At 43.2% G+C, this 12,893-nt stretch carries 15 protein-coding genes; 1 reads left to right on the forward strand and 14 read right to left on the reverse strand.

Annotated features, from left to right (window positions below):
- Positions 1-13: 13 nt before the first annotated feature.
- From folE to JZY04_RS19890, 14 genes are all read right to left on the reverse strand, one after another.
- The gene (folE, locus tag JZY04_RS19825; RefSeq protein WP_005821937.1) at positions 14-598 is read right to left on the reverse strand and encodes a GTP cyclohydrolase I FolE; all 585 of its coding nucleotides are present in this window, start codon (positions 596-598) and stop codon (positions 14-16) included.
- 2 nt (positions 599-600) lie between these two features.
- The gene (locus tag JZY04_RS19830; protein ID WP_005781608.1) at positions 601-1,050 is read right to left on the reverse strand and encodes an SPOR domain-containing protein; all 450 of its coding nucleotides are present in this window, start codon (positions 1,048-1,050) and stop codon (positions 601-603) included.
- A 92-nt stretch (positions 1,051-1,142) separates the two neighbouring features.
- Positions 1,143-1,898 carry a triose-phosphate isomerase gene (gene tpiA, locus JZY04_RS19835; RefSeq protein WP_005781610.1) on the reverse strand — a complete coding sequence of 252 codons (756 nt, stop codon included), beginning with the start codon at positions 1,896-1,898 and terminating at the stop codon, positions 1,143-1,145.
- Between the two features lie 40 nt (positions 1,899-1,938).
- Positions 1,939-3,282: a BT_3928 family protein gene (locus JZY04_RS19840; RefSeq protein WP_122143638.1), complete on the reverse strand. Its 1,344-nt coding sequence runs from the start codon at positions 3,280-3,282 to the stop codon at positions 1,939-1,941.
- A complete protein-coding gene (locus tag JZY04_RS19845) occupies positions 3,272-3,814 on the reverse strand; it encodes a DUF1599 domain-containing protein (RefSeq protein WP_005781613.1) in 543 nt (180 codons plus the stop codon). The genes JZY04_RS19840 and JZY04_RS19845 overlap by 11 nt, the downstream gene beginning before the upstream one ends.
- 104 nt (positions 3,815-3,918) lie before the next feature.
- Positions 3,919-4,800 carry a M23 family metallopeptidase gene (locus JZY04_RS19850; RefSeq protein WP_005781615.1) on the reverse strand — a complete coding sequence of 294 codons (882 nt, stop codon included), beginning with the start codon at positions 4,798-4,800 and terminating at the stop codon, positions 3,919-3,921.
- Positions 4,801-4,823: 23 nt separating this feature from the next.
- Positions 4,824-5,288: a nucleoside-diphosphate kinase gene (gene ndk, locus JZY04_RS19855; RefSeq protein ID WP_005781616.1), complete on the reverse strand. Its 465-nt coding sequence runs from the start codon at positions 5,286-5,288 to the stop codon at positions 4,824-4,826.
- A 218-nt stretch (positions 5,289-5,506) separates the two neighbouring features.
- Positions 5,507-7,603 carry an ATP-dependent DNA helicase RecG gene (gene recG, locus JZY04_RS19860; protein ID WP_122143640.1) on the reverse strand — a complete coding sequence of 699 codons (2,097 nt, stop codon included), beginning with the start codon at positions 7,601-7,603 and terminating at the stop codon, positions 5,507-5,509.
- Positions 7,603-8,265 (reverse strand): 2-C-methyl-D-erythritol 4-phosphate cytidylyltransferase, encoded by a 663-nt coding sequence (locus tag JZY04_RS19865; RefSeq protein WP_005808662.1) that lies wholly within the window; start codon positions 8,263-8,265, stop codon positions 7,603-7,605. The genes recG and JZY04_RS19865 overlap by 1 nt, the downstream gene beginning before the upstream one ends.
- Before the next feature lie 4 nt (positions 8,266-8,269).
- Positions 8,270-8,821 carry a DJ-1 family glyoxalase III gene (locus JZY04_RS19870; RefSeq protein WP_005808664.1) on the reverse strand — a complete coding sequence of 184 codons (552 nt, stop codon included), beginning with the start codon at positions 8,819-8,821 and terminating at the stop codon, positions 8,270-8,272.
- Positions 8,822-8,890: 69 nt separating this feature from the next.
- Positions 8,891-9,733 carry a cell envelope integrity protein TolA gene (locus JZY04_RS19875; RefSeq protein WP_122143641.1) on the reverse strand — a complete coding sequence of 281 codons (843 nt, stop codon included), beginning with the start codon at positions 9,731-9,733 and terminating at the stop codon, positions 8,891-8,893.
- Positions 9,730-10,152: a biopolymer transporter ExbD gene (locus JZY04_RS19880; RefSeq protein ID WP_005808668.1), complete on the reverse strand. Its 423-nt coding sequence runs from the start codon at positions 10,150-10,152 to the stop codon at positions 9,730-9,732. The genes JZY04_RS19875 and JZY04_RS19880 overlap by 4 nt, the downstream gene beginning before the upstream one ends.
- A 70-nt stretch (positions 10,153-10,222) precedes the next feature.
- Entirely contained in the window at positions 10,223-10,945 is a 723-nt protein-coding gene (locus JZY04_RS19885) for a MotA/TolQ/ExbB proton channel family protein (protein WP_122143642.1), read from the reverse strand.
- Complete coding sequence (locus JZY04_RS19890; protein ID WP_005781628.1) at positions 10,945-11,658, reverse strand: pyridoxine 5'-phosphate synthase; 714 nt, start codon at positions 11,656-11,658, stop codon at positions 10,945-10,947. The genes JZY04_RS19885 and JZY04_RS19890 overlap by 1 nt, the downstream gene beginning before the upstream one ends.
- Before the next feature lie 132 nt (positions 11,659-11,790).
- Between JZY04_RS19890 and JZY04_RS19895 the strand changes: the two genes are divergently transcribed.
- Positions 11,791-12,663 carry an NAD kinase gene (locus tag JZY04_RS19895; RefSeq protein WP_005781629.1) on the forward strand — a complete coding sequence of 291 codons (873 nt, stop codon included), beginning with the start codon at positions 11,791-11,793 and terminating at the stop codon, positions 12,661-12,663.
- The last annotated feature ends 230 nt before the right edge of the window (positions 12,664-12,893 follow it).

The following is a 12,893-nucleotide window of genomic DNA, read 5'->3' on the forward strand; positions in this document are numbered from 1 at the left end:
TACTACACCAGACTTATCTCTGACGAATCAGATTCATAAACTCTTCGCGGGTTTTAGCCTGGTTGAAAGCACCTGTAAAATCGGAAGTAGTAGTTACAGAATTTTGTTTCTCAACACCACGCATCTGCATACACATGTGTTTGGCTTCAACGACAACCATCACTCCCAATGGATTGAGGGTTTCCTGGATGCACTCTTTAATCTGGAGCGTCATGCGCTCCTGCACTTGCAACCGGTGAGAGAAAATATCTACCACCCGGGCTATCTTGCTAAGTCCGGTGATATAACCGTTAGGAATATAAGCCACATGCGCTTTGCCGTAGAAAGGCAGCATGTGATGTTCGCAAAGAGAGAAGAAATCGATATCTTTCACAATCACCATCTGGCTGTATTCTTCCTGAAACTTAGCCGAACGAAGCACTTCATGCGGATCCATGTGATAACCTTTGGTCAGAGTCAACATAGCTTTAGCAACACGTTCGGGGGTCTTCAGTAAACCTTCCCGTTCGGCATCCTCACCTAAAAGAGTGATAATACTGCGATAATGCTTCTTTAAATCCTCCAAAGCCGGAGAGTTGATTTCTTCTTTTTCTAACATAATTACAGGGGGATATTGATTTGATCTTTAACAATAGAGACTTCCTTAAACACACCGGTTGCTTTCAGCTTGCGCATCATGGCATCAGCTTCTTCGATACTACGAAAATCGCCTACCCTGCACAACCAGCGGGGAGGATTGAAAGAGGTATAAACGGAAAGTTCCGGAAAATACTCCTTAACCCGGGAGCCTACGTTATGCGCCTCGTTCTTGGCCTGGCGAGTATTATTGCCGGCATAAGTCTGTATCCGGTATCCGGAAGACTTGAGTATCTTCTGTTCACCGGTACTGGGAGGAACACTACCCAATAAAGCTGCAATGCGTGGATCTTGATGAATGGTCACTTTCCCTTGCCCCGGCACGTTACGTTCCAGACTCTTCACAATATCGCTTTGAGCCTGTACGCCTGCCGCAAGAACCAATAGTAAAAACAGTAAGCTCAATTTCTTCATAAGCTTGTCAATTGAGGAATGGAGAACTGAAAATTGAGAATGGATTGATTGGTATAACCAACATTCCCAACTTCCAGTTCTTAATCTTTTAATTAGTTGAATGCATCAATGATACCTTTGAAATCGGCAACCTTCAAAGCAGCACCACCGATCAAGCCACCGTCAACATCCGGGTTGGCAAACAGTTCTTTTGCATTAGAAGGTTTACAGCTACCACCGTAAAGGATAGAAGTGTTGTCGGCAATTTCTTTTCCATATTTTCCGGCTACAGCAGAACGGATAAATGCATGGATTTCCTGTGCCTGGTCAGGAGTAGCAGTTTTACCTGTACCGATAGCCCAAACCGGTTCGTAAGCCAAAACGATCTTAGCAAAGTCTTCTGCAGAAAGATCGAATACAGATTCTAACTGAGCAGCAACCACTTCGTTCTGTTTGTTAGCTTCGCGTTCTTCCAGAACTTCACCGATACAGAAAATAGGAGTCAAACCGTTAGCCAAAGCCAATTTCACTTTGTCTTTCAGGATTTCAACTGTTTCACCGTAGTAAGCACGACGTTCTGAGTGACCCAGGATGACATATTTAGCACCTGTAGAAGCAACCATAGCGGCTGAAACTTCACCTGTGTAAGCACCTGATTCTTTATCAGCGCAGTTTTCAGCACCAACACCAATCTTGGCAGCATCTACAAGAGGAGTTACAGAAGCAAGGTGGATAAACGGAGTACAGATGATAACATCACAGTTAGGCTTTTCGTTAGCCAATGCTTCATTCAGTTCTTTTGCAAGAGCAATACCCTCCTGGAGGGTTTTGTTCATTTTCCAGTTTCCTGCAACAATGTTTTTTCTCATTTTGTTTTTTATTAAAAGGGTTAATAAATTTACGATTCAATTATTCATTCTTCTGCGTTTCAGAAGAGACTTGTGAATTTCCGGCAGCTTTGTCAGCAGCCTTTTTACGTTTCTTTTCAAGACGCTTCACAACCAGAATATCAACTCCCAAAACCATCAATAAAGGGATAGCAAACCAAAGGAGTACATAACCGATCGTATGCACATCGCTCTCTTGTTTCTGTTTTCCCAGTTCAAGGTTTTCCAGTTTGTCAGTCAGGGCATATTCATCAGGCAATTCACTATCACTCCATTTATTTAAAATGGTACCTTCTTTAATCAGCATCAGTCCCGGATTGGAACGTATCATCGTTTTCAACGTAATATCATCCATCAGGCAGAACGGATATTCCGCTCCGGTTTTATCTTTCCATTGTTCTATCTGATAATCCAGCGAAGAGGTCAGGCAGTAAAAGCCATAACCATGCTCTACCGCATAATCATAAATCTCATTTATCAGATCAATGTTACTGTCATCTGCCTCTTCAATCCGATGGGCTACCAATAAGAATGTATAGTTTTTATCTGCCAGTACTTTATCTGTAATATCTTCACCTGTTTCAAGATTAGTCATTGAGAAATCATGGATAGAAGGCTCATAACCTTTCTCTTTCACAACGGTCCGCGCTTCAATGAATTTCCAGGTACTATCGGGATAATTTTCCAACGAAAACTCTTTCTTTTCACCATTCTTCTCCAACACGAAAACACTCTCGTAAACCGTCGGCTTTGCCCCTGCCGGGATACTCATGTTTTCCGGAATATTCTTCCCTATCTTATAAGGACGAAAATCCAGTATCGGCAAGTTGCCCAGACAATAGAACGAAAGCGCAAACACAAACAGGAAAGTATATAGAGATACGAGCCATTCCATCTTAGCACTGATAAAACGGATCATCTGATGCTTCCACCGGAAAACGGAAATTGCTGCAATCAGCAGAATAACATTCTTCCAAAATGTTTGCCAGTTTGTCAATACCCAGGCGTCACCGAAACAACCACAATCGGATACCGGATTAGCCAATGCCAAATACAGAGTAAGAGGAGTCATACAGATCATCAGCAACAAAGCCAACCAGGTAGCGGTTGTTTTCCGGATACCCAAAAACAGAAACACACCTACCGAAAACTCGACAGCTGACAAAACAATACCCGCCAACAAAGGGAAAAAGGCCGGAAACCACGTTCCCATCCCGAAAGCATCCAGATAATCTTGTATCTTATATTCCGATCCCAACGGATCGACTGCTTTCACGAATCCTGAAAAGATGAACACCCCTGCCAGCACGAAGCGGCACAGATTGGTCCATACTTTCTGAATAATATGTAGCTCCTTATCCTTCAAATTCTATCTTAATCAATCCGAAAACAGAATAGTTAATCATATCCATGTAATTAGCGTCAATGCCTTCTGATACCAATGTCTGACCGGCAAGGCTCTCTATCTGCTTGGTACGATAAATCTTCATCAGTATCAAATCAGTATACGAGCTAACGCGCATACTGCGCCATGCCTCATCATAATCATGATTCTTGGCAAGCATCAATTCCAATGCTTCCTTTGCATGCTTATCGTACAAAGCCAATGCTTCATCTACTGTTATATCAGCCGACTCTGCATATCCGAGTTCCAATTGTATCAACCCGATAATACCATAGTTGACAATAGCAATAAACTCGGAACGGATTCCTTCGTCGACAAGAGTCACCCCTTTTACTTCAATACTACGAATACGGTTGGCTTTGATAAATATCTGATCTGTTACGGAAGCAGGACGCAGAATACGCCATGCAGGACCGTAATCATGCAGTTTCTTAGAGAATAGGTCACGGCATAATGCTATGACATGTTCAAATTGTTGCCTGGTATCTTTCATTTCCTTACAAATAGTGTGCAAAGGTAACAATAATTAAAGAAAAATGAAAAGAGGGCACTCTAAATAATATTAAAGTGCCCTCTTCCGTCTATGTAGTATAACTATTATGAACAGCGCAATACTTGACCCGGACGAAGTGTTGTCTTCGTGGTAATACGGTTCAACTTGCAAAGTGTGCTAACTGAAACACCGCGCAGTTTAGCGATTCTGGACAAACTGTCGCCTTTCTTAACCTTGTAATATCTGATTTCACCGTCCGATGCTATATTAGTATCATGTGAACCGGCTTTGTTACGTTCGTAACCTCTTGTTTTTCTGAATGTATATGTATCGGCAACGATATCCTGTTTCGGGAAGTCGAACATTAATGCAGGATTGATGGCAATACCCAGGAAACGGGTCTCAAAATGTAAGTGAGATCCCGTTGAACGTCCGGTATTTCCTCCCAAGGCAATGGGTTCACCGGCTTTTACCAGTTGGTTCTCTTCCACAAGCTGTTTGGATAAGTGACCGTATACGGTTTCCAGTCCATTGTCGTGACGAATAACGACATATTTACCATAACCTCTACGTTCATACTTCACAATACGTACCTTTCCGTCGAAAGCAGCTACAATAGTATCTCCAATGTTCACTTTGATGTCAAGTCCATTATGCATTCTTCTCCAACGTGGTCCGAAGGGAGAAGTGATACGGGTACTGGGAGTAGGCATATGGAAACCCGTGAGATCGATTGTATAAGAATCGGGAATTATAGCATCCTTTCCGTAAGCATGTACGTACTGGTTGTTCCAATTAGGATACAGACTCAGTGCAGGATATTCAGACTGTTCTGCGCGAATCTGTTTCTGCAATGCTAATGAATCTACACTTTTTAATTTTCTGTCAATCGGTGCCTGACGGGCAATCAAATCCTGAGAAAAAGAGTTCAGGCTGATCATAGCCGCAGCGGCAATCATTACTGTTTTAATGCAATTGAAATTCATTCGTCTTGTTTAATTCAATTCAATCAATATTCGTCATTTGCATACAGGTAGTCAAAAGTAGCCTGTTTGTAATCGAATATTTCTTCCGGTTTAAAGAATCTGTTTAATTCGACAACTGCGGTTTCCGGCGAATCAGAGGTATGAACAATGTTCTCTTGAAAGCTCATACTATAATCTCCGCGAATGGTCCCCGGGGCTGCCAGACGTCCGTTAGTTGGTCCTGCCAATGCACGAACGGCTTGAATAGCATCCACACCTTCAAAACAACAAACGATAACGGGAGCCGTCATCATAGAATCTTTCACTCGCTGAAAGAATGGTTTCGAACTAAGGTGTGAATAATGCTCACTTAACACTTCATCTGTCAACTGCATCATTTTCATTCCCGCCAAACGCAATCCTTTACGCTCAAAACGACGAGTAATCTCGCCAACCAGTCCTCGCTGAAGAGTACAAGGTTTCAGAATGACCAATGTTTTTTCCATCATAACGTACAGTTTCAAAAGGTTAAAGTGCTCATTTATTTTAAAATTCCCCCAAAGATAGCATTTCTAAGCGAAACGTCAGGTATCCTCTTAACTATTTTTTATAAGGATAAATAGCAGAATTAAAGAAATATTTCTCTAAACCTCCATAAACAGAGGAAATAAAGAGAAATATGTTATGCAACATGTTTATGTAAAAAAGCTACATGTTTAACCGTTTTTCAGCTAATGGCAGCCCAGTTAACATTCGTCTTGCGCAATGCTTTCAGCTGCCGCCATAGAATTTCATTCTCCGGCAACACGCCCCCCGGATCGGCATCCGTTATTTCTTCTGCGATATTACGCACGTATTGCAAGAGTTGACCGTCACGGGCAATATCCGCAATCTTTAAGTCGAAAGCAATACCACTTTGCTGTGTACCTTCCAGGTCACCTGGTCCCCGGAGTTTAAGATCGGCTTCAGCTATTTCAAATCCGTCATTGGTGCGTACCATTATTTCCAGACGTTTCCGGGTCTCTTCAGTCAGCTTATAGGTAGTGACCAGAATGCAATATGATTGGTCGGCTCCACGCCCTACCCGGCCACGCAACTGATGTAACTGTGAAAGTCCGAAGCGTTCGGCATTTTCGATAATCATCACCGAAGCGTTAGGCACATTCACTCCTACTTCAATCACTGTGGTAGCTACCATAATCTGCGCTTCACCCGAAATAAAAAGTTGCATCTGCGCATCTTTCTCGGCAGGTTTCATTTTGCCATGCACTTTACAAACCTTACAGTCGGGAAACTCCTCACAAATATGCAAATACCCTTCTTCAAGATTTTTCAAATCAATCTTTTCACTCTCCTTAATCAAGGGGTATACAATATAAATCTGGCGTCCTTCTTCAATTTGTTTACGCACCGAACGATATAAACTTTCTCTCCGGTTATCAAACTGGTGAATAGTAGAGATCGGCTTACGTCCGGGAGGCAATTCATCTATGACAGAGACATCCAAATCACCATAAAGTGTCATTGCCAACGTACGTGGAATCGGAGTAGCAGTCATAACCAATACATGGGGCGGCTGAATACTCTTGCTCCACAGTCTGGCACGCTGTGCCACACCAAAGCGGTGTTGTTCGTCAATTACGGCCAATCCTAAAGAAGCAAAATTTACAGTATCTTCAATAACGGCGTGGGTACCGATCAATATATGTACATCTCCGGTCAGGAGTCCCGCAAGGATAGCTTCCCGTTTCTTTCCTTTCACCGAACCTGTCAGGAGTTCCACCCGCACATCCATTCCAAACAACAACTCTTTGATTGTATCGTAATGTTGGTTAGCCAGAATCTCAGTAGGCGCCATCATACAAGCCTGAAAACCATTATCAAGGGCAATCAGCATACTCATCAAGGCCACCAGTGTTTTCCCACTTCCCACATCCCCCTGCAACAGACGATTCATTTGCTTTCCGCAACCGACGTCCTGCCGGATTTCTCTCAAAACTCGCTTTTGAGCCCCGGTCAGTTCGAAAGGAAGATTCTTAGAATAAAATGTATTGAAGATTTTACCGACTGTTTCAAAAACATAACCGCGGTATTTACGTTGCCGGTCTTTGGCATATCTCAGAATATTGAGCTGTACATAAAAGAGCTCTTCGAACTTAAGACGATATTGCGCCTTCCTCAACAGTTCCGGATTAGAAGGAAAATGAATATTCCGTAAAGCTTCCGTCAAAGGCATCAGATGATGGTCGGCAATCAGTTTAGGTGAAAGTGTCTCGGGCAAAGGCTCCTGAATCTGTCCGATAATGGTTGCCATCATCTTTTCAATGGCATGGGAGTTGAGAAAGCTACGTTTCATCTTCTCCGTTGTATTATAATAAGGTTGGAGTCCCATTGATGACAATTTCAAATCAGCGGGATTATCTATATCGGGATGGGCTACGTTAATTCTTCCGTTAAACACGGTCGGCTTACCAAAGATAATATATTCTTCGTGAAGTTTATACTTACCTGTGACATACTTTATACCCTGAAACCACACGAGGTCAACGACTCCTGTACCATCCGAGAAATGTGCTAATAATCTTCTCTGCCGCCCTTCACCAAAAGTTTCAAAGCCAAGTATCTTTCCCTTCAACTGTATATACGGCATATTACCATCTATTTCATGAATGTAATAGATGCGACTCCGGTCTACATATTTATAAGGAAAATAATAGAGCAGATCATGCAATGAATAAATCTCCAACTCTTTATTCAGAACCGCAGCTTTTTGCGGACCAACACCGGATAAGTACTTTATGTCTCGTGTAGCTAAATCGAACATTACAACAAGGCTGAAGCTACTTTCAAATCAAATGGAGTAGTTATTTTTATATTTTCACGATTTCCCTCCACCAGATGGACAGGAACTCCCATAGCCTCTACCACGGAGGCATCATCAGTAAAAAAGGGAGTAAACTCTTGTTCATAAGCTCTTCTCAGTAAATCGGCATCGAATACCTGGGGAGTTTGAACCAGTTTATAATCATTACGGTTTACAGTCTCACTGCCTGATCCTGTGAGATGGCGCACGGTTTCTACAACATCGATGACAGGAATTACGGCTTTTCGCACAGCAGCTTCCCGGAAACAACGGGCAATCACTTCCTGCGATACGAAAGGACGAACACCGTCATGCACCCCCACCATACCACCGATACCGTTTATCAAAGCCAATCCGTTTTTAACCGAGTGGAAACGGGTTTCACCTCCATCGGCAATTTCATGCCTGATGTTAAATCCATGCGTTTCACACAGTTCCCGCCAAAACCCCTGCTGTTCCCGGGGCAATACGAGAATAAGCTGCATTCTCTTATCGAATCGATGAAAAGCTTCCAACGTATGCATCAATACAGGCTTTCCGCCAATGGGAAGAAACTGTTTGGGAAGTTCACTTCCCATGCGGAGTCCCTTCCCCCCGGCTACAATCAAAGCAGTCCGATACATAGGCTTAACGTCTTACGCACATGGCCTCTACCAGCTCGTTTACTTTTTCCTTGCCTAACAATGTATCTACAATAGTCAATGCAAATTCCATCGCAGCACCCGGTCCCATACCGGTAATGATGTTACCATCTCTGACAACCGGCTCGTTAGTACACTCCGCACCTTCCAGGTACTGTTCGAAGCTGGGATAACAGGTTACTCTGCGACCTCTCAGAAGTCCCAGTTTTCCAAGTACCATCGGGGCGGCACAAATAGCGGCAATAGGCTTGTTTTTCTCCGCAAAGCTAAGAATTAACTTACGCAACCCTTCATGTTTGTCCAGAGTGGCAGCACCCGGCATTCCTCCCGGCAAAAACAGCAACTCAGCATCAAAGAAATCACAATTCTCAAAATTCTTATCGCAAAGCACAGATACATCATGCGCACCGACTACAATCTCGTCTGGCGTAACAGATACAATTTCTACATCTAAACCAGCGCGTCTCAATGTATCAATTGTAGTAAGCGCTTCAATTTCTTCAAATCCGTCTGCGAAAAATGCATAAACTGTTCCCATAATCTATATCATTTAGATGTTATAAACTCAAAGCCCACCTTTCTAAAAACACGGTACTTTAAGCATTAATTATTTCAAATTAAAATAATAAGTAATCGTTCCTGTCTGGTTGTTCACTCCGTTTACGGCATTAAAACGTGCTTTTTTAGCCGCATCTTCAGCAGCTTTACGCAAAGTCGAATTTACCGTGTTAGTCAATCGGTTGATACTGGTAGCAATCACATGACCAGCTGGATTCACGGTAATAGAAACAACTACTCGCCCCTCTTCCTGAACGTTGTATACGGGACGGGGCAAACCTCCCTCTCCTATAGAACGTCCGCCAAGATTAAATGTTCCATATCCCCCGACTCCGGACTTTGCTCCGGTCGACGAATTGCCATCTTTACTTCCTTCTACTCCTTCACCCGAAGTAGCACTACCTTTGCTTCCCCCCATCTGCGAGCCTTTACCAAAGGCACCGGCTACTCGTTTACTGGCAGCTTCTGCAGCGGCCTTGCGCTCACGTTCTGCCCTTTCTTCAGCAAGTTTTTTAGCTTCGGCAGCCTTTTCTTCGGCTGTTTTTTCAGGCTTCTTCTCTACTTTCGGCTTCTCCTTCTTAGGCTCGACCTTGGGTTTTATAGCAACCGTTTCTTCTTCGGTCTGCGTAATCATTTCCTGTTCGGCTTCCACTTCGGGTACGGGTTGCAGAGCCGGCACTTCTTCAGGCATTACTTCCACGTCCACCATAGTGGAGGGATCATAATTTCCATAAGCCGCATCCACATTTCCCATCATCACCGGTACACCGCCGGCTTCTTCGTCCGGACGTGGAACAGCAAAACTTACCAGAATCAAAAGAGCAATAATAGCCACATGCACCAACAATGCACCCAACGCCCCTATATATTCACTCTTTCTTTTTATGTTCATTTCTTCCTTGTTTCCGGCGGGCGGGTAGCCAGCACCATTTTAAAATGATTCTCATTCGCGATATTCAGCACCTTAACGATCTCACGGTAAGGTACAGTTTCATCCGCATAGAGAGCAACATACATCTCAGGTTCTTTATCCGCACAGCTTTGCAGGAATGGAGTCAATTCCTCCAAGCCTAAAGCATGCTCTTTTTCATTACCGAACGCTGCATAATAGTTCAAGTCCTTATCAATGATAACTCTTGTCAACGGTTTAGCCGAAGTTTGCTGTTTGCCCTGTGGCAATAACACTTTAATCGCATTGGGCGACACAACAGTTGAAGTTATCATAAAAAAGATAAGCAACAGGAATATGACGTCCGTCATAGATGCCATACTAAAGTTGGGTGATATTTTTGCTCGACGCTTTAATGCCATAAAATAATTCTTCAATATGCCAATATGTCAATGTGCCAATTGGCTACGCACTCTATTTTATCTCAGCACCTTATTTCTGTGCAGGTTCATTAAGCAGGTCCATAAATTCCATGGTTCTGGACTCCATCTTATTAACCACTCTGTCTACCAGCATCACCAGATAGTTGTAAGCAAACATAGCAATAATACCGACAATCAGACCACCTACGGTAGTAATCATAGCTTCATAAATACCTCCTGAAAGCAGTGTGATATCAATATTACCGCTTCCGGCATTTGCCATTTCATAAAAAGCCCGCACCATACCGGTTACTGTACCCAGGAAACCGAGCATCGGAGCACCACCTGAAATAGTAGCCATCACAGTCAGGCCTTTTTCCAACTTAGCCACCTCAATATTTCCCACATTCTCAATAGCAACCTGTACGTCATTCACCGGACGTCCCAGACGGCTAATCCCTTTTTCGATCATACGGGCGGAAGGGGTATTCATCGTTCGGCAATAATTAATTGCCGACTTAATCTCACCACTATGGATATAGTCTTTGATCTTCTCCATAAACATCGGATCTTCCTTACCGGCTTTTCGGATCACATAGTTACGTTCAAACAGGATGTAGAAACAAACTACAGACAGTACTCCCAAAACAATCATAATCCATCCACCCTTAATAGCCATATCAAGCATATTCATTTCAGCCGGAGCAGATACAGGAGTCAGTACAGGGTTGGCCGATGCAACGGAATCAACCAGGTTGGTAGCCACTTGGGCTAATAGTAGCATTGCATTCATTAGCGAAGACAGTTTTTATATTCCTGAATGGTACGTTCCAATCCCAGATACAGCGCATCACTTATTAAAGCATGACCGATAGAGACCTCGTCCAGCCAGGGTATGTTTTTATAAAAGTAATTCAGATTCAATAAACTCAAGTCGTGACCGGCGTTCAGACCAATTCCCAACCGGCGGGCCACTTTAGCAGCTTCAACAAAAGGAGCAACAGCCGCTGCCGGATCTTTGGGATAAGCAGTAGCATAAGGTTCGGTATATAGCTCTACACGGTCGGCACCTGCTTTTGCCGCATACTCAATCATTTCCGCATCGGCTGCCACAAATACAGATGTACGGATACCTGCCCCGTTAAACTCGTCCAAAACTTCCGTCAGAAAATCAAAATTAGCCTTTGTATCCCATCCTGAATTAGAAGTTATCTGAGAAGGATCGTCCGGCACTAAAGTCACCTGATGAGGTTTCACCTTCAACACCAAATCAATAAACTCCGGAGAAGGATATCCTTCAATATTAAATTCAGTCCGAAGCAACGGACGCAAATCATACACATCCGAACGACGGATATGACGTTCATCCGGACGTGGGTGAACCGTTATGCCGTCAGCACCGAAACTCTCACAATCCAACGCCACCTTAACCACGTTCGGAACATTTCCCCCACGGGCATTCCGAAGGGTAGCCACTTTGTTTATGTTCACACTTAATTTAGTCATAGTTCTATGTCTTAATATAATACGGACCTTTTACCCATATGTTTTGCGCAAAAGTACAAATATTAGCGATAAGATAACAGCAATACCGAAAAAAAATCCCAAATTTGCGACACACTAGAAACTTTTATCAACATGAAATTTGCCATTTTCGGAAATACATACCAAGCCAAGAAGTCTTCACATGCTGCTACTTTGTTCAATTTGCTCGAAAAACATGGAGCAGAAATCTGTGTATGCAGAGAATTTCATCGTTTCCTGAAATCCGACTTAAAACTGAACGTCAAGGCGGATAATTTGTTCGATGAAGACTATTTTGATGCAGACATGGTGATCAGTATCGGCGGAGATGGTACTTTTCTAAAAGCGGCACGACGGGTAGGTAACAAAGGAATCCCTATTTTGGGTATCAATACCGGACGATTAGGGTTCTTAGCAGATGTATCCCCGGAAGAAATGGAAGAAACGATTGAAGAAATCTACCAGAACCATTATACAGTTGAAGAACGGAGTGTACTCCAATTGCTTTGTGACGACAAACATTTGCAAGATTCACCTTATGCGCTCAATGAAATAGCCGTATTAAAGCGGGACAGTTCATCCATGATCAGTATCCGTACTGCTATTAACGGAGCACACCTCACGACTTACCAGGCTGACGGGCTCATTATCGCCACTCCAACAGGTTCCACTGCATATTCATTAAGCGTAGGTGGTCCTATCATTGTTCCCCACTCCAAAACCATCGCAATTACTCCGGTTGCTCCACACAGTTTAAACGTAAGGCCTATAGTGATCTGTGATGACTGGGAAATCACTTTAGATGTAGAAAGTCGTAGCCACAATTTCCTGGTTGCAATTGACGGCAGTAGCGAAACCTGTAAGGAAACAACCCGCCTCACAATCCGGAGAGCTGACTATAGCATTAAAGTAGTAAAACGCTTTAATCACATCTTTTTCGACACTCTTCGCACTAAAATGATGTGGGGAGCTGACAGCAGAGTATAATATTTCATTTATCACTAATAACAGGGAGGCTTTTCTCATAGCCTCCTTGACTTTCGCCATTAGGGTTCTGTCCCACACAGCTTCTTTTAACCAGAAACATTCCGAATAAAGCTGATAAAATGATTGACAGGGGATGTTGTTTATCCGGAAGAGTAAAGTTCTTTATTTATAAACGAGTGCATCAGTTCGGTTGTTATCCTCCCTCCTTCTTTTCCTACGTCTATAAACAA

Origin of the sequence: Bacteroides sp. 11BF, from assembly GCF_019633765.1 — a bacterium.
Classification (GTDB): domain Bacteria; phylum Bacteroidota; class Bacteroidia; order Bacteroidales; family Bacteroidaceae; genus Bacteroides; species Bacteroides hominis.